This is a genomic window from Amycolatopsis sp. MtRt-6, assembly GCF_017308975.1.
Classification (GTDB): domain Bacteria; phylum Actinomycetota; class Actinomycetes; order Mycobacteriales; family Pseudonocardiaceae; genus Amycolatopsis.
Window position 1 is genome coordinate 45,353 of the sequence record NZ_JADWPD010000031.1, and the last position, 21,095, is coordinate 66,447.

Genomic DNA, 21,095 nt, shown 5'->3' on the forward strand with positions numbered 1-21,095 from the left:
AGGCGAACGTCATGCTGATCGCGGTCACCGGCGGCACCGGCTTCCTCGGGACCCACACGGTCGCGGCCCTGCTGCGGCGCGGGCACCGGGTGCGGCTGCTCGCCCGCGACCCCGGCTGGACCGTGCCGTCCACTGTGGACGTCGTGACCGGCGACGTCACGGACCCCGCTGCCGTCGCCCGGCTGGTCGACGGTGCGGACGCGCTGCTGCACGCGGCGGGCGTCTACACCTTCGACAGCAGGCGCCGGGCCGAGCTGTGGCGGGTGAACGCGGGCGGCACCGAAGTCGTGCTCGCCGCCGCACGCCGGGCGGGCACCGGGCGGATCGTGCACGTCTCCACCGTCGGGGCGCTGTACCCGGCGGCCGGGCCGGCGATCGGGGCGGCGAGCCCGGTCGGCACCCCGCGGGAGGCCTACCTCGCCTCGAAGGCCGAGGCCGAGCGGATCGCCCGCGCGCACCGCGCCGACGGCGTCCCGGTCACCGTCACCCACCCGCCGGCGCTGCTCGGACCGCACGACCCGCACCTGGGCGACCAGAACGCGCGGCTGCGGGACCTGCTGCGCGGGCTGATGCCGATCTGGCCGTCGGGCGGGCTGCCGATCGGCGACGTCCGCGACTCGGCGGAACTGCACGCGCGGCTGTTCGACGGCGTGCCCGGCGACGGGTACTTCGGGCCGGGCCACTTCCTGACCACCCGCGAGTACCTCGCCGTGGTCCGGGCCGCGACCGGGCGGCGCCTGCCGGCGGCGTTCCTCCCGGCGCGGGCGATGTTCCCGGTCGGCCGGGGTGCCGACCTGCTGCAGCGCTGCTGGCCGTGGCACATCCCGGCCGAGTACGGCGCGCTCTACGTCTGCGCCTCCGCCGCGCCCGTCGCCGCGGACGCACCCGGGGCCGGCGTCCCGGCGCGGCCGGTGGCCCGCACCGTGCGCGACACGGTCGCCTGGTTGCACGCGACCGGACGCCTCACCGACCGGCAGGCCGGCGCGGCCGCCCTGCCCACTGTGCCCATGACGACGACAGCGGTCCCGGCCGAGCCGGGACCGTCCCGACCGAGGAGGGTCCTGCCATGACCGCCAGCGACGCCATCGAGCCCATCCGGCCCGGCTCCGACACGGCCCCGACGGCCTTGACGGCCGTGCCGGACGGCTGGCAGGCCCGGCCGATGCCCCGGTTGGGGCGGGGCATCGTCTGGTCCGACATCGTCGCCGAGATCGAGCACGACTACGAGGTCCGGCTGCGGGATGCCGCGTGAGCGGACCTCACCGCGCGGACGCCGCGGTGAGGCACTCGCCCTCGCGCTGAACCGCTGCCGTCGAACCGCCTCGGCCACTCGACGGCCGGTATCCCGGAATGCGGCGAGACTCGTCCGATTCGTGAGCTTTCCGGGCCGGGGAGTGAGAACGGAGGAAACGCCATGACAGCTCCAGCGTTGCCGGCCGGGAAGGGCCGGGCCGACGGAAAGCCGGCCGAACCGAGCGGCCGCCCGCGCGCGGACTCGCCGCGGGAACCGGCCGCGCCGGCCGAGCGGGAGTACCTGCGTGAGCACATCGTTCTCGGTTACAACTGAACGTCCGGCGGCCGGGCGGGTGCCGCGTCACGGGCGCGCGCCTGCCGGTCCGGCGCACGCACAGAGATGACGCGGTCACCGCGAGGGCGGGACACTGGAACCTCACCGGGGCCGGAGTGCGGGGCGGGACTCGCCGTGCGCGCCCGGCGCCCGGCCGAAGTTCGGTTGGGAGGCCGGTGGATGGCGATGCGCCTCCAGCTCACCGCGGGAGTGCAGGTGCTCGGGGACTGGGCCGAGTCGGCGACACAGGCCGAACGGAATGTCGTCTACGAGGCATTGTTCGCTGTGGGCGACGGGTCGGCTTTCCTGGTCTACGACATTTTCGGCGACCCGCACGATCCCGGTAATTTCATGATTATGGTGAAACCGGGTCTGGCGCTGATAATAATGGTGCAGCGGGCGGAATCCGCATTCGAGATCCGTTATGTCGGCCGTCTGCAGGACGATGTCGACGCTCCGGCCCGCCCGGGCTCGCCGGGGCAGTGAGCACTGGCCGCGAGATGACGCTGAGGCTTACTCCGGCCAGGCTGCCGCGGCTCGGCCCCGTGACGGTTTGTGACCGGGATGGTCGGGCGACGGCCGACGGCTGAATGAGCGGCACTGCGCCGAACGGGGTAAGACGTCGCCCGGATGGCGTACCCACCCGGTGGGTGCAATGCATGCCGCGGAACGGGGTATTCCTCATCTTGACAATGTCTCTTGTGGTATGAAAACCTCGTCGTGTTCGCCGTTGCGGCCGTTATTTTCTGGGGTGAATAACGAGGAGGCTTCGTCATGTCGTCGCCCGAATTGCCAGGACTCGATGTTTCCAGCCGGGTCCGCGCCCGGGACATCCAGCTGACCGGCGTGGCCGATGTCGGCCGCCGGGTACTCATGATCACCGGCGCGATCGACACCACCGATCACGACGTTTCGGTGAGTGTCAGCCTGCCGGAGCCGGGGCGCTGGCAGGTCATCAAGGCCGAGACCAACCTGACCGACCGGACGTGGGTCGCCATGCAGGCGGTGCTGGACGAGGACTCGGTGTTCATCGACGACGCCGCGCTGATGTCGCCCCAGTTCGCGAAGAGCTTCATGACGCCCGACCAGCGGCGGCTGACCTTCTACGACGGTGAGGTCCGGCCGGGCGAGGCCGTGCTCAAGACGTACTCGATGGAAACCGGCGGCAGCAAGCCGACGTACTTCTCCTCCCGGTACAGCCCGATCGCCACCGACAGCGCCGAGCAGTCCCAGCAGACGCTCGAGGAGCTGGTCACCAACGGGATGCGGCAGCGGCCGGTGGTCGAGCTGATCGTCCCGATCACGGTGATCGGCTGAACCGGCGCCCGGTCCCGGACTCGGGTGTGAGGGGAATTCGTGATCAAGTTCGTCCCGGAACCGCACCTGCTGGACTCACCCCGCGGCCGTGACTGGCCGCGGTTGCCCGCCCCGCCGGCCGCGGACCGCGGCACCCGGCCGGCCGCGACCGCGGAGGTCGTCGTCGTCGGGGCGGGGCCTGCCGGCCTCGCCGTGACGTCGGCGCTGTGGCACCACGGCGTCCGCGACGTCGTGGTGATCGACCGTGACGGCCGCCCGTGCGGGCGCTTCTTCGACCGGATCGACCGGCTCGGCCAGCGCGTCCTGCGCTCGCCCTACGAGCACCACCCGGGAGTCGAGGGCTACCGCGACTGCGAGCTGGTCGACTTCGCCCGGCTGCACTGGGCGCGGTTGACCCCGGTCGAGCGCCGGGAGATCCGGATGTCGCAGGCCGGCCACCGGTCCGTCGTGCCGGTGGACGTCTTCGAGGCCTACTGCGCGCATCTGGCGGCGAGCCACCACGTCGGCGAGAGGACGTGGCGGGGCGAGGTCCGCGAGGTGCTGCCCGCCGCCGACGCGGTCACGGTGCACGCCGGCGCCTTCACCGTCACCGCCCGCCACGTCGTGCTCTGCCTCGGCGAGGAACGGCGCCCCGCGCCGGATTCGTGGTGGGGCGGCGGCCCGACACCCCCCGGGACCTCGTACTGGGACGAGCCCGTGCCGGACGGCGGGCGGCAGATCGTCGTCGGGGCCGGGCTGACGGCCGCGCACCTGATCACCAACGCGCTTTCGGCCGGGCGGGAGGTGCGCTGGGTGCTGCGCGACCCCGGCGAGCGGTACCAGTGCGCCGACGTCAACTCGACGTTCTTCCGCCCGGAGGGCCGCAAGCGGTTCGACAGCGTCGGCTGGGCCGACCGGCTCGCCCTGATGAACCAGTTCCGCCGGGCGTCGATCATGTTCGAGTTCCAGCCGTTGCTCCGGCAAGCCGAAGCGGACGGCCGGCTGGTCGTCCACCGCGGCGAAACCGTGGCCCGGATCGCGACCGGCATCGGCGGGACGGTGACGGTGCGCCTCGCGAGCGGCCGCCGGATCGCCGCCGACCACGCCGTCCTGGCGCTGGGCACGGCACCGTCGATCGGCGACGGCCTCCTGCCCGCCGAACTGGTCGGCGAGCGCGACGGGTGGCCGGCCCTGGACGAGCGCACCCTGGTCTTCGAGCGCGCACCCCGCGTCTCGGCGGTCGGCGCCGCCACGGCGATGGTCCTCGGCCCGGCGGCCCGGAACATCGACGGGCACCGCGTGGCGACGACCCGGGCGGCCGCGGCCATCGCGGCCGCCGTCCGCGAGGAAAGCCCCGTCCGGACGCTCCGGGAGGCCGTCGGTGTCTGAGCCCGCCGACAGCCGGTTCGCCCGGCCCGACGACAGCCGGTTCGCCCTGCCCGACGTCGACGCGCCCGCCGACGTCGAGGTCGGCATCATCCTGCTCGGCCTCGACCCCGACCGCCTGCTCGGCGGGCTGGGCCTGGCGCGGATCGCCGACGATCCGGCGCTGGTCACCCAGCTGGTCGACCAGGTGCGCCACGGGGGCAGCAGTTTCGACCTGCCGGGCCTGGTCGCCCTCGGCCGGGCCCATTGGCTTTCGGTGCGCTCCGCCCTCGACGAGCCGGCGGCGGACACCCCGGGCTCGCTCCGCCAGGAGTGGGTCAAGACCGCCGCGCGCGTCGCCGCCGTCGCGCCGGGCGCGGGGCACGCTTCGATCGCGTACCTGACCGCGTGCGTGCTGCGCCGCGCGGACGTCGATCCCCGCGCCGACGCACCATCGAACGGAAAGGACCCGCGATGTCCTACCTGAAGTCCCTGCCGGCCGAGACGACCCTGCTCCAGGTGTTCCAGGCCTATCCCGAGCCGGCCCGGCACCTGCTGGCCTTCCACGAGCTGGTGCTGCGCGGCGAGTCCCCGTTCACGCCGGGCGAGCGTGAGCTGATCGCGGCCTACGTGTCCGGCCTGAACAGCTGCGACTACTGCCACGGCATCCACACCGTCACCGCCGAGGCGTTCGGCATCCCGGAGGGCACGCTGGCGGCGGCACTCGCCGACCTCGAGTCCGCTCCGGTGGACGCCCGCCTCAAGCCGGTGCTCGCCTACGTGGGCAAGCTGACGAGGACGCCGTCGAAAATGACCGACGCGGACGCCGAAGCGGTCTTCGCGGCCGGCTGGGACGAGCGCGCGCTCCACGACGCCGTCCTGGTCTGCGCCCTGTTCAACTTCATGAACCGGATGGTCGAGGGACTCGGCATCCGCGCCGCCGAGGGCTACACGACGACCTCGGGCGAGAGGCTGAAGAACGCGGGCTACGCGGGTCTGGCGGAGTTGCTCGACGCACCGGCCTGACCGGGCGCGGGCCGGGCTCACGAGCCCGGCCCGCCCGCTCGTCAGGTGTTGAGAACGGCTTCGATGTCCAGCGTGATGTCGACCTTGTCGCCCGTATCTTCGTGTTCTGGCCGGTCCGGAACCAGTCGGCCGAGCGCAGGTGGTCGTCACGCATCTTGAGGCCGGTGTCGACCGAAGCCAGGTCGATGTCGGCGGGGACGGTCGACCGGGCCGGGTCGTCGGCGGTCACGATCTGCGCGGTGAATTCGGTGAACTGCCGCGCACCTTGCTCATCAGGTGCCGGACGGAGAACCCCACCGCGGAGTGGAAGTGGTCGACGGTCCACGTGCCGGCGATCCACTCCGGAACCGCCGCCGGATCCACCGTGGCCTCGCTTATGAAAGTCCTCCCCGTGCGCTAGTGGTGCCTCTCAGCCGGCCTTGACACCGTCCTCCACCGGAGGGCACCTTCGCCCGTGCTCTGTTCCGGCGGGTATTCATCGGCCCAGAGCCTCCAGATTGGCGACGACATCGAGAGGTGAGAGCTGCGCCGCCATCTCGCGGGCGACGGCCGCGGCAGCCGTGGCGAACGCGGGCGTGCCGAGCAGTTCTTCGCAATGCGCGGCCACGGCTCTCGGGGTGACTTCGTCGGGCAGCATCCTGATCCCCGCCCCGGCCTTGGCGACCGCGTCCGCGTTCTCGAACTGGTCGTCGAACTGCGGCAGCGCCAGTTGTGGCACACCGGCGGAGAAGGCGGTCAGCGTGGTGCCCTGGCCGCCGTGCTGGATCAGCACATCGCAGGCGCCGAGCACCTGGTGCAGCGGCATCCGGCCGGCCTGGCTGACGTTCTCCGGCAAGGGACCCCAGGAGGCTATGGCCCGCTCGTCGACCGCGATCACCACGTCGACGTCCAGCCGCCCGAGCTCCCGCACGACGGCCAGCATTTTCCCGTGCAGGTCGGGAATTCCGAAAAGCGGAACCAGTGTGCCGAGCGTCAGGCAGATCCTGGGTTTCGTGCGCGGCGCCAGCACCCAGTCGGGAACGTCCGCGGTGCCGTTGTAGGACACGTGCCGGAAGCTCAGCTGGCCCGTCGCGTGCGGCAGGCGCAGGCTGGGGGGCCACGGGCTCAGCGACAGAGCGGGCTCCGGAAGGGTGAGTCCCGCCGCGACCGGCGAGCCGGCGAGCACCTCGACCGCGCCCGCACGGTACTCCGGCAGTTCGGCCACGCCCCACCGCACGTCGGCCAACGGTGTTCCGTGCGCGGCCGCGGCGAGCGGGCCGGCGAACTCGGCGCGCTCGCTCAGCACGACATCGGGCCGCCATGCGTCCACAATGGACATCATCCGCGGCAGCGTGGCGGCAGCGATCCGCCCGAACACCCGGCCGTGCACGTGCCGCCGCTGTTCGATCGGGTGTGTGGACAGGTCCGGGCCCAGCTCGACGAAGTCCATCGGCGGCCCGCTCGACACCGCGGGCAGCCCGGACCGCAGAACCGTGTCGACGAAGTTTTCCGGGACGGCGACCAGCACCTCGTGCCCCGCCGCCCGGCAGGCCCAGGCGAGTGGCACCAGCGGGAAGAAGTGCCCGAGCAGCGGCTCGGTGGTGAACAGGATCCGAATGATTGGCTCCGATCTCGGTAACCGGCAGGCCCGGTCAGTGCCCCAAGGCCACTTCGGCGGCTTTGCACTTGTCGTAGTGCGGAAGCAATCCGCGTTCCCGGGCTTCGGCGAGCGTCGGCGCGACTCGGTCGCGCGCGGACAGGATCGGTGTGAGGTCCTGCGGCAGCGGAAGTCCGAGCTCGGGGTCCGTCACCGAGAGCGCGAGCTCGTTCTCCGGCACGTACTCCCCGGAAAACAGGTAGGACATCACGGTGTCGTCCTGCAACGCGATGAACGCGTGGCCGACGCCGACCGGGAAGCAGACCGCACGGAAGTGCTCTTGATCGACCACCACGGCGTCCCAGTTGCCGAAGGTCGGTGAATCGACGCGGATGTCCACGACGACATCGATCGCCGATCCCCGGGGGCAGTAGAGGTTTTGGCACAGCCGGGCGGCGTCGCCGTGAAGTGCACACCCCGGACCACGCCCCGGCGCGACCGGCTGTGACTGGTCTGGGCCACGCTGAAGAGCCGCCGACCGGTGGCCGGCCGGAACGGCGTCTCCTGGAACGGCGAGACGAAGAGGCCGCGATCGTCTGAACTCGGGTTCGGCGTGATTCCCAGGGCACCTTCGACGGAAAGCTCACGTATCTGCATCGCTGTCCCCGCTCAAGAGTGACTCCCACGATGTTCGGACTGCGCCTGGATTCACCGCAGCAAGCGTGGCACCGGCACAACCGGGCCGGCGTCTTCAGCCATGCTGTTCGCCGCCGGACGATGGCGGGTGGCGCTTCGCGCGCGGTGTCACCGGACCGCTGTCCTTGTGGAGACAAGACCGCCGGGCTCCGGTGGTCCGGTACTCTTGCCCGCCCTGCCCGCCCTGCCCGCCCTGCCCGCCCTGCCCGCCCTGCCCGCTCGCCGGCGTCAAGCCGCGTCCGATGTGGAGGGCGGGTGCTCCGTTGGCTCTTCGGGCGTTCGGGGCGGTGGTTCCGGAGTGGGGCGGGCACGGTCGGCGAGGTGGCTGAGCTTGGTCAAGTGGCGTTGGACCAGCCCGGCGCGGCGGGCTTCGTCGAGCGCTGTCCGGGTGATGGTGTTCTGCCGTCGTCGGCGGTGACGACCGCCGGGTGCTTCCTGGTGCACTGTGGGTCTCCTTTCCGTTCGGTGCTTCACTCGATCGTGGGGTGCGTGCGCGCACCGAAGCCGCGGTCGATCGGTCAGGTAACAAGGTTGTTTCGGGAAGAACTCGTTCGGGACCCACTGGGCCACCTGGGCGCTTACGCGGTGCGACTTCCGGAGTCCTGCACGCGAGAGGGGACGAGACGCGGGACCGTCCACAGTGGGAGTACGGCCGAGGCGACGAGTGTGGGCCCGATCACTGGCCCGGGGCACGCCGTGCGCTGCTGCGCACGGCGTCTTCCCTGGTGGCGCCCCCGGCAGGACTCGAACCTGCGACCTAGAGATTAGAAGGCTCTTGCTCTATCCAGCTGAGCTACGAGGGCCCGCGCCGACGGCCGCTGCCGGTGACCCGGCACTGGCAGCTTAGTCGTCGCCACCCACTCGATCGTTCGACACCGGCGAATCGTTTCAGGTCTCGTTCGACGTAATTGGGGAGCTTCGCGCGCGCAGTGGTGATCGGACCCCCTCCTGTGTCCGGGGAAGTGCTGAGCGTGACCGAGCGGGCTTTTCCGCGCGGCCGGAACCTGTAATCTGGCCATCAGAAGGCTCTTGCTGTGTCCAGCCAGAACCCTGCTCGCCCGCTCGACCCGCGGCCGGGCAGGCAGCGCCGTGGGCTTCTGCGCACCGCTGCTTGCCCGGAGCAGCGGGCGGCGAGCCCGGTTGCCGGCCCCCTTTCTGCTGGGAAATCGTGTGCAGGAGGCTCCTGCCTGCAGGAACGTCGGGGGCGACCACCTCGGCCGCCTGGCGTTCGGCCGCTGGGCGCGGTCGACCTGGGGGTTGCCGAGCGGTTGGGGGGCCGTCGGGGTCTTGGCGAATGGTGGTTCGGTCTCGGGCGTCGTTGGCGGGTGCGTACCGGACGGGTGCCCGGCCGCTGGGGTGGTCGGTTTTGTGGCTGCCGCGGGTCCGGCTGTGGTGAGCGGTGGCTCGTCGGGTCGCTGGGCGCGGACGGTGAGTCGTGCCACGGTGCGGGCGCCGGGCGGCTGCCCGGTCCCCGGCGGGCGGCCTGCTGGAGTTCGCCCCCCGGTCGGCTGAAAGCGCCACCCGAGAACTCCAGCAGACCTCCCGCCCGCCCGGAACAGGCTCCGTGCGCCCCGGATGGGCCCGTGTGAGCCCCGGACGGGCCGTATGAGCCCCGGATGGGCCGTATGAGCCCCGGACGGGCCGCGTGAGGCCCGGATGGGGTGCGTGAGCCCCTGGAAGGGCCTGCCTGGGGCCTCGGATGGGGAGCGTGAGGTTTCGGATCAGGCCGCGTGAAGCCCGGATGGGGCTCGGCGCGCCCCGGATGGGCTCGTTGCGCCCCAGATCGCTGCGCGAGGCCCCGGGAAGTGCTCCCGTAGGCCCCGGAGGGGCTCCTGAGGGGTCAGGGGCCCCGGGACAGGTTGCGGGGAGCCCGTGGGCGCGCCCCGCCGCTGAGGCGCGCCCACGGGGTGGGGCCGCTTCGGGGGAGCGGCCCCGGTCGGGCCCGGCCGCCGCCGCGAGCCGGCTCTCTCCTGGAGCTGGCGGCTTTGCGGGGCCCGGGTCATCGGGTTACTCCCAGATCTGGATGCCGCGGACCAGGAACGGGGCGTTCGGGACGTACGTGCCGCCACCCGGGTAGGTGACGAAATCGCCCTCGGTCGAGCATTCCTCGTCCTGGTACACCGTGACGTCGCGGGTCATCAAATTGGCGAACGACGACCCGTCGAATCCGTCCGGTAGTGGCAGGCATTCCCCGGTATTGGCCGTGCGCAGCTCGAAACGCTGGATTTCGCCGCTGTAGCCGTCGGACGGCCACACGCAGAACTCGCCCTTGCGGCAGCCCGGATCCGTGCTCGCCTGGGCGGCTCCGACGCTGGTCAGGAGCCCGATCATGGCCAGGACCACGATGTGCGGCAGGCGCGAACGAAGACGACGTGAAGACATGGCGGATTTCCCCTCCGGAATCGCGGCTCTCGCGGAGCCGCGGTGAACGTGTGATTCCAGATTGGCGGTGAAACACGGGTTTGTCAGCCCGTGATTTTGATTCTGTGGACAACTGCCCGGCGATGGAAAGGTTGTCCACAGCCGCCGAGGAAGGTCTTGCGAAACGATGGAGCTGGTGCTACACGGGTCCCGTGCTGCCGCGCACCACCAGCGAAACCGGCACCTCGACCGGGGCCGGCGCGGACACCGACGCCGGCGCCGAACCGTCGTCCAGCAGGCCCAGTGCCAGTTCCCCGGCGATCCGGCCCTTGGCCGCGAGGTCCTGCCGGACCGTCGTCAGCGGCGGCGACGACCACGACGCCGGCGGGCTGTCGTCGAAGCCGGCCACCGACAGCTCGCCCGGCACGCTGATCCCCAGCTCACGGGCCGCGGCGAGCACCGCCAGCGCCAGCTGGTCGGACATGCACAGCACCGCCGTCGGCCGCGGTGACGCCGTCAGCAGCGCGAACGCGCCGGTCATCGCGCTCTCCGCGCTGAGCCCGGCCGCCTCCTCGACGACGACCGGGCAGGAGCCCAGCTCGTCCAGGTAGCCGCCCAGCCGCTCGCGGACGTCGTGGAAGGGCGCGGCCGCGGCCTCCGCCACCGTGAGACCACCTCCGCCGGGGCGCAGGTGGCTGCACGCGGCGAAGATCCCGAACCGCCGGTGGCCCAGGTCCAGCAGGTGCCGCGCGGCCGCCGCCGCCCCGGCCCGGTCCGCGCAGCCGACCCGCGCCGTGCCGGGCAGCAGCGGCTGGTCGATCACCACGAGCGGCAACCCCCGCGTGCGCACCGCCTCCAGCGAAGGAGCCCCGTCGGGCAGCGAATAGACGATCGCGAGGTCGGCCTGCGCCGTGAGCACCCGGTCAGCCGCGGGGCCGCCGAAAACGCCGCCGGGCAGGAGCAGCAGGGCGTGCCCGCGGGGGTCGATCACCTGCGCCAGCGCGTCCAGCGTCAGGTACAGCGCGGGATCCGAAAACGCCATCGACAGCGACGTGTCCAGCAGGACCGCGATCGCGCCCGTGCGGCTGGTGGCGAGGCTCCGGGCGGTCGGGTCCGGACCGGGGTAGCCCAGCTCGGCCGCCACCCGCAGGACCTGGTCGCGCAGCCGGGCGGACAGCTGGTCGGGCCGGTTGTAGGCGTTCGACACGGTGGCGCGCGAGACGCCGACGGCGCCGGCGACGTCGTCGAGCGTGGGACGGCGGCGCCGGGTCATCCGCGCAGTCTAGCCGCAGCGCGGTGGACTTTCTGAAGCGCTTAAGTCACGCTGGAAGACACGAAAGGGGGAAATCATGCGGGACCGGATCGCGGTGTTCACCGTGTTCGCCCTCAACGGGCTCGCGCTGGGGTCGTGGGCGTCGCGCACCCCCGCGTTGACCGCGCAGGTGCACGCCTCACCCGGCGTGTTCGGCCTCGCCCTGCTCGGGGCCAGCGCCGGGATGCTCGCCGCCGCCTCGGTGTCCGGACGCCTGATCGAGCGGGCCGGCGCCCGCGCGGTCGTCGCCGGGAGCACCGCGACGGCCGCCGTCGCGCTGGTGCTGATCGGCTTCGCGCCCACCGTCCCGCTGCTGGCCGGGGCGCTGCTGGTGATCGGCGCGGGCGTCGGGATGCTCGACGTCGGGATGAACGTCGCCGGCGTCGCCGTCGAACGCCGGCTCGGCAGGCCCGTCATGTCCGTCTTCCACGCGGGGTTCAGCTTCGGCGCGCTCGCCGGCTCGCTGGGCGCGGGCCTCGCCGCCGGCCACGGCTGGTCCCCGGTGCGCCACCTCACCGTGGCCGCCGTCGTCGCGCTCCTCGTGCTGGTGCTGGTGATCAAGGCCGTCCCGGGCATCCGCCCCGAGCACACCGACGAGCCCGTCGTGACGCCGGCGCGGGCGCCGATCCGGCGGCCGGTGCTGTGGCTGCTCGCCGCCGTCGCGCTGTGCTCGGCCATCGCCGAGGGCGCGTCGTCGGACTGGTCCGCGCTGCTGATGACGGTCGAGCGCGGGGTCGGCCAGGGCGCCGCGGCCCTCGCGTTCGCGGGGTTCCAGCTCGTCATGGCGCTGACCCGGCTGGCGGGCCCGTGGGCGCAACGCCGGTTCGGCCCGACCCGCTGCCTCGCCGCGGGCGCCACCCTCGCCGCCGCCGGGCTGGTCGCCGCGGCCGCGATCCCCGTCGCCGCCGTCGGTTACGCCGGGTTCGCGCTGGCCGGCGCGGGTCTCGCCGCGTCCTTCCCGATGGCCCTCAGCCTCGCCGGGGACGCCGGGAAGCGCGGTGACGGCACCGGCGGCGAGCGCGAGATCGGCTTCGTCACCGCCATCGCCTACACCGGTTTCCTCGGCGGTCCGCCGATCGTCGGCGGCATCGCGCAGGCGACGGACTACAACGTGGCGTTCGTCTTCGTCGCGCTCGTCGCGGCGCTGATCCTCCCCGCCGCGCTCGCCGCCCGGCGGTCGCGACGGCGGGAGGAAGCGGACGCGATGGTCGGCCGGTAGCCGTTCCGGGTACGAAATCCGTGCCGCAACCGGCGTTTCCGCCACGCCCGGAACGTTGACAGCCTCGTGGTGCGCCAGGCAAGCTGAACCCCGTCGGTAAACTGAAATGAATACGGCGACGTTTCAATTTCAGGTCGGCTGATCAAGCTGGGGCCTTGATCCGGGGAGGACGTCGTGAGGGTTGTGCTGCTCGGCGGAGCGGGGGCGCTCGCCGGCGGAAGCGGCAGGTGGGGCGGGCCGTCGCTCGTCCAGAGCGCCGTGCCGCGGCTCGTGCTGGTGCCGGTCGCGTTCCGGCTGGCGCTGTTCCTGCAGGCCGTCTGGTCCGGTGGTCCGCTGAGCGCGCCGGTGCTCTGCGGCGCGATCGCCCTCTACCTGGTGCCCAACCTGCTCGAAGTGGCCTGGGTCTTCCGCCGTGCCACCGGGATCCGGCCGGTCCTGGCCGCCGACACCGCGTACACGCTCGTGACGAGCTTCGCCGCGGCTGTGTTCGCGGCGCAGTCACCCGAGCTGCTGACCCTGGCCTGGCCGAACATCTTGGGCACGGTCATGGTCTGGACCCTGCTGCGCGGCGCGCCCGCGGGGGCCGTCGCGATCGCCGGCGCGCTGCTCCTGCGGTACGGCATGGCGGCCGTCTCGGGCACGGCGGCGCCCGCCACGTGGATCCTGCTGGCCCTGGTCGCGGCCGCGGTGACGGCGCTGGCGATCGTGCTGCTCGTCGCCGGCTCCATGCGGTTCGCGCTCGGGCTCGGCGAGCAGCGCGGCCGGGCCGCCGAGCGGGAACGGCACCGCCGTGACGTCCACGACACCGTCCTGCAGGTCATGGAGTCCCTCGCGCTGCCGGCGCCCGGCGACGCGCTCGACCCGCGGGGCAGCCTCGACCAGGTCCGCCGCACCGCCCGCGCGCACGCCCTGCGCCTGCGGCTGAGCCTCGACGGCGACGCGCCCGCCGAGCCGGGCGGGCTCGAACACCGCCTCGGCGCGCTCGCGGTCGAGATGACGGCGGACGGTCTCCGCGTCGACCTCGTCGTGCTCGCGAAGCCGGCCGACGTACCCGAAGCTGTCGTCAACGCCCTTCACGACGCAACCCGCGAAGCACTGCGCAACACCTTGAAACACGCGAGGACGGCGAAGGCCGTGGTGTGCCTCGAAGAACGCGAAGGCGTCGTGACGGTGTCCGTCCGCGACCACGGCACCGGCTTCGACCTCGGCGCGCGCCGCGCCGGGTTCGGCATCGAGAACTCGATCCACGCGCGGATGGCCGAAATCGACGGCGAAGCCCGCATCGACTCGGCGCCCGGCCACGGCACCCGCGTGGTGCTGACCGCGCCGCTAAAGCTGGGTTTCCCCGTCGGGTGACTCCCGCCACTGGGCGAACGGGCGGTCCAGCGCCCACTTCCCGTCGGACTCGGAAAGCACCCGGTATTCGCAGGTGGCCGGGTTGGAGAGGGACTCGAACAGCTCGATGCTCCAGCCGAAGAGGCGACGGCACAGCAGCCGCAGGGTGAGCCCGTGCGAGACGATCAGCACCGTCTCGGGGTGACTTTCCTCGCGCATCCGCAGGTCCGAGAGGAACGCCGCGACGCGGTCGTCGACGTCCGCGCCCGACTCGCCGAACGGCAGCCGGTAGAAGAAGTGCCCGAACTCGTGCCGCCGCGCCTTCTGGACCTCCTGGTCGGCCGGGTCCTGCAGGTTGCCCCAGTCCTGCTCGCGCAGCCGCGGCTCCGGCACCAGCCGTTCGCACGACGCCCGGATGTCCAGCAGCCGCAACGTCTCCCGGGTGCGCAGGTACGGGCTGACGTACACCGCGGGCCGCTCGCCGTCGAGCAGCCGGGCGATCTCCGGCGCCACCGCGCGGGCCTCCTGCTCCCCCTTGGCCGTCAGCGGCAACGCGTGGTCGGGGATCCGCGTGTAGGCGAGCTCGTCGACGTTGCCGAGCGACTCGGCGTGCCGCAGCAGGATCATCTTCACGGCTGCCATCCTGCCCGTCACACGGGCCTGACCGGGGCGGGGCATACCCTCAGGGGCGTGTCCGCCACGAAATCCGACGTCCCCACCCAGCGCCGGGCCAGTGTGCTGCCCCTGCTCGTCGTCGGCGTCCTGCTGGCCGCCGTGGTCGCGATCGGCCTGATCGCGCTGACCGGCGGGGCCGGCTACGCCATCGCCGGGCTACCCGACCCGGGACTGGTCACCAAGTACGGCATCACCGTCATGCGCGTGCTCTCCGAAAGCGCGTCGGTGGTCTGCGTCGGCGCGCTGCTGCTGGCCGCCTTCCTGGTGCCGCCGCAGAAGTCCGGGACGCTCGGGCCCGAGGGCTACGGCGCCCTGCGCGCGGCCGGGATCGCCGCCTGGGTGTGGTTCGGCGCGGCCCTGCTCTCGGTCGCCTTCACCGCGGCCGACACCGCGGGGAAGCCGTTCGGTGACGTCCTGGACCCGCAGACGCTGCTCGACCTCGTCGGCGCGATCGAACAGCCCAAGGCGTGGCTGTGGACGGCGCTGATCGCGATCCTCATCGCGCTCGGCTGCCGGCTCGCGCTGTCCTGGGGCTGGACGGCGGTGCTGTTCTTCCTGGCCGTCGGCGGCATGATCCCGGTCGCCGTCACCGGGCACTCCGCCAGCGGCGGCTCGCACGACGTCGCCACCAACAGCCTGCTGTTCCACCTGGTCGCCGCCGCGCTGTGGGTCGGCGGCCTGGTCGCGCTGCTGGCGCTGGGGTACCGGCGCGGGGGACACCTGAGCCTGGCCGCGCAGCGGTTCTCCAAGCTGGCCCTGGTCTGCTGGATCGTGATGGCGCTCTCCGGCGCGGTCAACGCGCTGGTCCGGATCGGCCTGAACGACCTGTTCACCACCGACTACGGCCTGCTCGTCGTGGCCAAGACGGTCGCGCTGCTGCTGCTCGGGGTGTTCGGCCACCAGCAGCGTGAAAAGGGCGTCGCGAACCTCAAGAACGGCACAGACGGCAAGGGCGGCGCCCAGCTGCTGCGCCTGGCCTCGGTCGAGATCCTGATCATGTTCGTGACGATCGGCATCGCCTCCGGGCTGGCCAGGACGCCACCGCCGGCCGACGCGATCACCCAGCCGTCCACCATCGAGCTGCTGATCGGCTACAACCTCGACGGCGCGCCGACGGCGTGGCGGCTGCTCTTCGACACCCGCTTCGACCTGGTCTACGGCACCATCGCGCTCGTCCTCGGCGGGCTGTACCTGGCCGGCGTCCGGCGGCTGCTGCGCCGCGGCGACACCTGGCCGGTCGGCCGCACGGTCGCCTGGATCGCCGGCTGCGTGGTGCTGCTGATGGCGACGTCGTCGGGCATCGGCCGGTACGCGCCCGCGATGTTCAGCGTGCACATGGGCAACCACATGCTGCTGTCGATGGTGGCGCCGGTGCTGTTCGTGCTCGGCGGCCCGGTGACGCTCGCGCTGCGCGCCCTGCCGGCCGCGGGCAAGGACGCCCCGCCCGGGCCGCGCGAGTGGCTCGTCGCCTTCGTGCACTCCCCGGTGTCGCGGTTCCTCACCCACCCGGTCGTCGCGCTGCTGCTGTTCGTCGGCTCGTTCTACGCGCTGTACTTCTCCGGCCTGTTCGACAACGCGCTGCCGTACCACTGGGCGCACCTGGCGATGAACGGGCACTTCCTGCTCGCCGGGTACGTCTTCTACTGGCCGGTGATCGGCGTCGACCCCTCGCCGCGGCGGATCCCGTACCTCGGCAGGCTCGGCATGATGTTCGCCGCGATGCCGTTCCACGCGTTCTTCGGCGTGATCCTGATGAGCAAGCAGACGGTCATCGGCCAGGCCTTCTACAGCCAGCTGCACCTGCCGTGGGTCACCGACCTGCTCGCCGACCAGCGGCTCGGCGGCGGCATCGCCTGGGCCGCCGGCGAGGTCCCCGTGTTGCTGGTGCTGATCGCGCTGCTGGTGCAGTGGTCGCGCCAGGACGAGCGGGAGGCGAAGCGGCGTGACAGGCGTGAAGCGGCGACCGGCGACGAGGAGCTGAACGCCTACAACGCGATGCTCAAGAAGCTCGCCGAGGGCAAGCGACCCTCGGGTTCCAGTTGAGGTTGAGCCGCCGTCCGGCTGCCGGGAAAACGGCCGTTTTGCTACTCTCGCCGTGATCTCGGGCTGACTTTCGGTAGTCCGGTGGTGACCGGCGTCGAGGCGCGATCAAGCGCGCTCTACGATCGTGGGTATGGCCGAGTTCATCTACACCATGAAGAAGGTGCGCAAGACCGTCGGGGACAAGGTCATCCTCGACGACGTCAGCACCGCGTTCTACCCCGGCGCCAAGATCGGCGTGGTCGGGCCGAACGGTGCCGGTAAGTCCACCGTTCTCAAGATCATGGCGGGGATCGAGCAGGCCAGCAACGGCGAAGCCTTCCTCCAGCCCGGCGCCTCCGTCGGCATCCTCATGCAGGAGCCGGAGCTCAACGAGGAGAAGACGGTCCGGCAGAACGTCGAGGAGGGCCTCGGCGAGGTCAAGACCAAGCTCGACCGGTACCACGAGGTCCTCCGGCTGATGGAGACCGACTACACCGACGAGCTGGTCGAGGAGATGGGGCAGCTCCAGGAGGAGCTCGACCACGCCGACGCCTGGGAGCTCGACTCCACCGTCGAGCAGGCCATGGACGCGCTGCGCTGCCCGCCGCCGGACGAAGGCGTCTCGCACCTCTCCGGTGGTGAGCGCCGCCGGGTCGCGCTGTGCAAGCTGCTGCTGTCGGCGCCCGACCTGCTGCTGCTCGACGAGCCCACCAACCACCTGGACGCCGAGAGTGTCCTGTGGCTGGAACAGTTCCTGGCCCGCTACGCCGGTGCCGTCCTGGCCGTCACCCACGACCGGTACTTCCTGGACAACGTGGCCCAGTGGATCATGGAGCTCGACCGCGGCCGCGTCGTCGGCTACGAGGGCAACTACTCGACGTACCTGGAGAAGAAGCGCGAGCGCCTCGAGGTCCAGGGCAAGAAGGACGCGAAGCTCGCCAAGCGGCTGAAGTCCGAGCTCGAGTGGGTCCGGTCCAACGCCAAGGCGCGCCAGACGAAGTCGCGCTCGCGCCTCGACCGCTACGAGGAGATGGCGGCGGAGGCGGACAAGCACCGCAAGCTCGACTTCGAAGAGATCCAGATCCCGCCGGGCCCGCGGCTCGGCAGCGTCGTGGTCGAGGTCGAGAAGCTGCAGAAGGGCTTCGACGGCCGCGTGCTCATCGACGGCCTGTCGTTCAACCTGCCGCGCAACGGCATCGTCGGCGTGATCGGCCCGAACGGCGTCGGCAAGACCACGCTGTTCAAGACCATCGTCGGGCTCGAGGAGCCGGACGCCGGTGACGTCAAGATCGGCGAGACGGTCAAGCTGTCCTATGTGGACCAGAACCGCGGCGGGATCGACCCGAAGAAGTCCGTGTGGCAGGTCGTCTCCGACGAGCTGGACTACATCCACGTCGGGCAGACCGAGATGCCGTCGCGCGCGTACGTCAGCGCGTTCGGGTTCAAGGGCCCGGACCAGCAGAAGCCGGCGGGCGTGCTCTCCGGTGGTGAGCGCAACCGGCTCAACCTGGCGCTGACGCTCAAGCAGGGCGGGAACCTGATCCTGCTCGACGAGCCGACGAACGACCTGGACGTCGAGACGCTGGGCTCGCTGGAGAACGCGCTGGAGCAGTTCCCCGGCTGCGCCGTCGTGATCTCCCACGACCGGTGGTTCCTCGACCGGGTCGCGACGCACATCCTCGCCTGGGAAGGCACGGACGAAGACCCGGCCAAGTGGTTCTGGTTCGAGGGCAACTTCGAGGGGTACGAGAAGAACAAAGTCGAGCGCCTCGGCGCCGAGGCGGCCCGGCCGCACCGTGTCACCCATCGCAAGCTGACCCGCGACTGAGGGGGCGGGTTTCCCCGTGGAAGCCAGCAAACAGCACCGGACGGGCCCGCTCTCTCCGGAGAGCGGGCGCTCCGCGCATGCCGGGGGAACCCTCTCCGCAGTCGGCAGGCTGATCGAACGCGCGGACGCGCTGCACCTGCGCGCGCCCGAGCTCGCGCTCGTTCTCGGCGAGCGCGCGGCAGCGTTGTCCGAAGCCGCCGGCGCCGACGAACAGTGGATCCGGGCCGAGAGCCTGGTCGTGTCCGCGCGCGTCCGGCTCGGCGAGCGGCCGGGCACCGTCGGCCGCGCGGTCGCGGCCCTGCGCGCGGCCGAGCACGCCGGCTACGGCGACATCGCGGCGCGGCTGCGCATCGACCTCGCCGTGTGCGCGCGCAGCCTGGGCGTGCCGCTGACCGGCCTCGCCGCCTTGCGGCCGGTGCTCACCGACCCTGTCGTCTCGCCGGTGCACCGCGCCGCGGCGCTGTGCCACCTGGTGGGCTGCCTCGGCCAGCTCGGCCGCAAGTCGGAGCTGGACCGCGTGCTCGTCGAGGCGGACAAGCTCGTCGTCGGCGACGACTCGCTGAGTGCCGACACCCAGCTGCTCGTGCGGGCGCTGCTGCGCGTCGGCACGGCCGCGCACCGGCGGCGCCACGGCGACCTGACGGCGGCGGCCGACGCGGCCCGCACCGGGCTGGGCTTCCTGGAGCGGCTCGACAACCCGGCCGACGACGGCGGCCTCGTCCGCATCCGCCTGGTGCTGCTGCTGGTCAGCACGCTGCTCGACCGCGGCGACACCGAAATGGCGTACGACATCGCCGAGCCGGTGCTGGCCGAGCCGGTCCGGGCGGCCGGCGTCGCCCCGATGGGCTGGCTGCGGCTGGCCGTGGCGACGCGGATCCACCTGCCCGCGGGGGCCGGCGAGGCGGCGATCGAGCTGGTCCGCGAAGCCGTGGCGAGCACCGACCGGCACGGGCTGTCGGCGGTCACCGCGCGGTTGTGGCTGGAGCTGGCGCAGCTGCAGGAGAGGTTCGGGCAGGCGGAGGAGGCCATCGCGTGCCTGTACCGCTCGCGGGCGGCCGAGCAGCTGCACGCCCGGGCCCGGCGGCAGGCGTGCAGCGTGCTGGCCGGCGAGTTCGGCACCGGGGAACCGGCGTCGATCGACCTGGACGAAGTGCTGAAGGCGGTGCCGTCGCGGCCGGTCCCGGTCGTCGCGGCCGAGCCCGAGCCGGTGGGGCGGCCGGAGCCGGTGGCGCCGCGTGAGCCGGTGGCGCGTCCGGAGCCGGTGGTGTCGCGTGAGCCGGTGATGCCACCGGAGCCGCGGACGCCGGCGTGGTCGTTCGGGCGCGAGGAGCCACCGGCGCGTCCGGAGCCACGACAGCCGGCGGCGCCCGCCTGGTCGTTCGAGCGGGTGACGGCGGACGCGGCCGAGACGACGCTGATGCCGGCGGTGCGGGACGAACCCGCGCCGCAGTCCGGCCGGCGGGCGCGCCCGGAGCCGGTCGCCGAGCCGGTTGCCGTGGAGCGGCGTCCCGCGCCGGTCCGGCCCGAGCCGGTCGAGGTGCGGCCGGTGCCGGAGTTTCGTCCGGACCCGGTTGAGACGCGGCCCGCCCCGGAGTTTCGGGCGGAGCCGGTCGAGGCACGGCCGGAGCCCCGGCCCATGCCTGCCGAGGCGGCCCGGGAGCCGGAGTTTCGTCCGGAGCCGGTCGAGGTGCGGCGAGCGCCGGAGCCTGCCGAGCCGCGGCCGCGTCAAGAGGCGGAAAAACCGCGCTCCTCGCCCGAGCCGCTGGGCGCCGAAAGCGGCAAGACCAAGTTCTCCTGGGCCGCGCTCGCCGAAGCGCGGCTGCGGGAGACCGCCGCCGAGCGCGACTCGGCGCCCACCCGCGTCACGCCGGCGCTGCCGCTTGCGCCCGAGCCCGCCGCCGAGCGGGAGCCGTGGGCGTCGGAAGGGCGCCGGTCCGAGCCGCAGCCGTCGACGCGGCACGACGCCGAGCACGGCTCGGTGGCCGCGCGGTCGGTGCTGGACCGCCTGGGCATCTCGGCGTCCGGGGGCGCCGGGGGCCGCCGCCGGGCGGAGGACGCCGAAAGCCCGCGCGCGGAGGAACCGGCCCAGCCCGAACCCGAGCTCGCCCCGCCGCCGCGGCCGGAGGACGAACCGCCCTCGGTGCCGGACTACCGCGACGAAGCCGAGCCCTGGCTGCCGCGGCTGCGGATGCCACCGTCGCTGGAGCCGATGGAGGACTTCGGCCACTGGACGCCGGCGACGGCACCGTTCCCGGAAAGCTACGCCCGCGCGATCGCGGAGGACGAGCCCCCGGCGGACGCCGGCCTCGCCGACCTGCTCGCGCGCGCACTGGCCGAACACCAGGCCGGCACGGCGAGCGCGGCGGCGCTGGTGAAGCAGCTGGGTTCCCAGGACACGGGACGCCGCAACGGTCACGGCCGCAACGGGCACGGCGCCGAAGTGTCCGATTCCCGCGGCCACCGGTCGCGGGACTGAGCGCGGAACGACAACCCGCGCGCGGGGGCGCCCCCCGTTTTCCACGCTACCGGAGACCACCGACAGTTTGCCGGGCTCGGCTCCCGGCTCGGCCGGCGCCCGCTCCCGGTGCGCCGCCGACGTCCGCTCCCCGGCCCGGCATCGCCGACCGGCCGACAGCGTTCGGCGAACGGTGTCGCGCTCCCTCAGCTGAACCGATCACGTTGGGCCGTCGGCGAACCGAACCCGGCGGCCACGGCTGGTCACAGCCGCGGAGGGCCCCGCAACGCAACCCGTCAGTAGCTTGACCGATCACGCGAATCCCATGCCCCGGAAGGGTTTCCGCGTGCCGAGCAACCTCC

17 protein-coding genes, 1 tRNA gene and 2 pseudogenes are annotated in these 21,095 nt (G+C 72.6%); 13 read left to right on the top strand and 7 right to left on the bottom strand.

Annotated features, from left to right (window positions below; all coding sequences use genetic code 11):
* Positions 1 to 11: 11 nt before the first annotated feature.
* The 8 genes from I4Q55_RS37985 to I4Q55_RS38020 all read left to right on the top strand — a co-directional run bounded on the left by I4Q55_RS37985 (position 12) and on the right by I4Q55_RS38020 (position 5,254).
* Positions 12 to 1,070: an NAD-dependent epimerase/dehydratase family protein gene (locus I4Q55_RS37985; protein WP_206795172.1), complete on the top strand. Its 1,059-nt coding sequence runs from the start codon at positions 12 to 14 to the stop codon at positions 1,068 to 1,070.
* Positions 1,067 to 1,252: a DUF6222 family protein gene (locus I4Q55_RS37990; protein WP_206795350.1), complete on the top strand. Its 186-nt coding sequence runs from the start codon at positions 1,067 to 1,069 to the stop codon at positions 1,250 to 1,252. Before I4Q55_RS37985 ends, I4Q55_RS37990 begins: the two co-directional genes overlap by 4 nt.
* A gap of 162 nt (positions 1,253 to 1,414) precedes the next feature.
* Positions 1,415 to 1,567, top strand: a complete 153-nt coding sequence (locus tag I4Q55_RS37995; protein WP_206795174.1) for a hypothetical protein — start codon at positions 1,415 to 1,417, stop codon at positions 1,565 to 1,567.
* A gap of 180 nt (positions 1,568 to 1,747) precedes the next feature.
* A complete protein-coding gene (locus I4Q55_RS38000; protein WP_206795176.1) occupies positions 1,748 to 2,053 on the top strand; it encodes a DUF6235 family protein in 306 nt (101 codons plus the stop codon).
* Between the two features lie 351 nt (positions 2,054 to 2,404).
* Positions 2,405 to 2,884, top strand: coding sequence for a DUF6423 family protein (locus I4Q55_RS38005; RefSeq protein ID WP_206795330.1), 480 nt, complete (start codon positions 2,405 to 2,407; stop codon positions 2,882 to 2,884).
* A gap of 39 nt (positions 2,885 to 2,923) precedes the next feature.
* Entirely contained in the window at positions 2,924 to 4,252 is a 1,329-nt protein-coding gene (locus I4Q55_RS38010) for an FAD/NAD(P)-binding protein (RefSeq protein ID WP_206795178.1), read from the top strand.
* Positions 4,245 to 4,715, top strand: a complete 471-nt coding sequence (locus I4Q55_RS38015; protein ID WP_206795181.1) for a DUF6187 family protein — start codon at positions 4,245 to 4,247, stop codon at positions 4,713 to 4,715. The genes I4Q55_RS38010 and I4Q55_RS38015 overlap by 8 nt, the downstream gene beginning before the upstream one ends.
* The gene (locus I4Q55_RS38020) at positions 4,703 to 5,254 is read left to right on the top strand and encodes a carboxymuconolactone decarboxylase family protein (protein ID WP_206795183.1); all 552 of its coding nucleotides are present in this window, start codon (positions 4,703 to 4,705) and stop codon (positions 5,252 to 5,254) included. Before I4Q55_RS38015 ends, I4Q55_RS38020 begins: the two co-directional genes overlap by 13 nt.
* A gap of 85 nt (positions 5,255 to 5,339) precedes the next feature.
* Here I4Q55_RS38020 and I4Q55_RS51100 read toward each other — a convergent pair.
* The 6 genes and pseudogenes from I4Q55_RS51100 to I4Q55_RS38045 form a co-directional block, all read right to left on the bottom strand.
* Positions 5,340 to 5,594, bottom strand: a pseudogene (locus I4Q55_RS51100) (YceI family protein); the annotation flags it as partial.
* Positions 5,595 to 5,729: 135 nt separating this feature from the next.
* Entirely contained in the window at positions 5,730 to 6,800 is a 1,071-nt protein-coding gene (locus tag I4Q55_RS38025; RefSeq protein WP_206795185.1) for a nucleotide disphospho-sugar-binding domain-containing protein, read from the bottom strand.
* An 85-nt stretch (positions 6,801 to 6,885) separates the two neighbouring features.
* Positions 6,886 to 7,487: pseudogene (locus I4Q55_RS38030) on the bottom strand (dTDP-4-dehydrorhamnose 3,5-epimerase family protein).
* A gap of 765 nt (positions 7,488 to 8,252) precedes the next feature.
* Positions 8,253 to 8,329 (bottom strand) — tRNA-Arg (locus I4Q55_RS38035).
* A gap of 1,204 nt (positions 8,330 to 9,533) precedes the next feature.
* Positions 9,534 to 9,908 carry a peptidase inhibitor family I36 protein gene (locus I4Q55_RS38040; RefSeq protein ID WP_206795187.1) on the bottom strand — a complete coding sequence of 125 codons (375 nt, stop codon included), beginning with the start codon at positions 9,906 to 9,908 and terminating at the stop codon, positions 9,534 to 9,536.
* 178 nt (positions 9,909 to 10,086) lie between these two features.
* Positions 10,087 to 11,160: a LacI family DNA-binding transcriptional regulator gene (locus I4Q55_RS38045; protein ID WP_206795189.1), complete on the bottom strand. Its 1,074-nt coding sequence runs from the start codon at positions 11,158 to 11,160 to the stop codon at positions 10,087 to 10,089.
* A 76-nt stretch (positions 11,161 to 11,236) separates the two neighbouring features.
* Here I4Q55_RS38045 and I4Q55_RS38050 point away from each other — a divergent pair, with 76 nt between their 5' ends.
* Together I4Q55_RS38050 and I4Q55_RS38055 are read left to right on the top strand one after the other, a co-directional pair.
* Complete coding sequence (locus tag I4Q55_RS38050; RefSeq protein ID WP_206795191.1) at positions 11,237 to 12,418, top strand: MFS transporter; 1,182 nt, start codon at positions 11,237 to 11,239, stop codon at positions 12,416 to 12,418.
* A gap of 183 nt (positions 12,419 to 12,601) precedes the next feature.
* Positions 12,602 to 13,774, top strand: coding sequence for an ATP-binding protein (locus tag I4Q55_RS38055; RefSeq protein ID WP_206795332.1), 1,173 nt, complete (start codon positions 12,602 to 12,604; stop codon positions 13,772 to 13,774).
* Here I4Q55_RS38055 and I4Q55_RS38060 read toward each other — a convergent pair.
* Complete coding sequence (locus I4Q55_RS38060; protein WP_206795193.1) at positions 13,748 to 14,386, bottom strand: histidine phosphatase family protein; 639 nt, start codon at positions 14,384 to 14,386, stop codon at positions 13,748 to 13,750. The genes I4Q55_RS38055 and I4Q55_RS38060 overlap by 27 nt on opposite strands.
* Positions 14,387 to 14,443: 57 nt before the next feature.
* On the opposite strand from I4Q55_RS38060, the gene I4Q55_RS38065 reads away from it, so the two are divergent.
* The 3 genes from I4Q55_RS38065 to I4Q55_RS38075 all read left to right on the top strand — a co-directional run bounded on the left by I4Q55_RS38065 (position 14,444) and on the right by I4Q55_RS38075 (position 20,754).
* Positions 14,444 to 16,471: a cytochrome c oxidase assembly protein gene (locus I4Q55_RS38065; protein ID WP_206795195.1), complete on the top strand. Its 2,028-nt coding sequence runs from the start codon at positions 14,444 to 14,446 to the stop codon at positions 16,469 to 16,471.
* A gap of 130 nt (positions 16,472 to 16,601) precedes the next feature.
* Entirely contained in the window at positions 16,602 to 18,278 is a 1,677-nt protein-coding gene (gene ettA / locus I4Q55_RS38070) for an energy-dependent translational throttle protein EttA (protein WP_206795198.1), read from the top strand.
* A 16-nt stretch (positions 18,279 to 18,294) separates the two neighbouring features.
* A complete protein-coding gene (locus I4Q55_RS38075) occupies positions 18,295 to 20,754 on the top strand; it encodes a hypothetical protein (RefSeq protein ID WP_206795200.1) in 2,460 nt (819 codons plus the stop codon).
* The last annotated feature ends 341 nt before the right edge of the window (positions 20,755 to 21,095 follow it).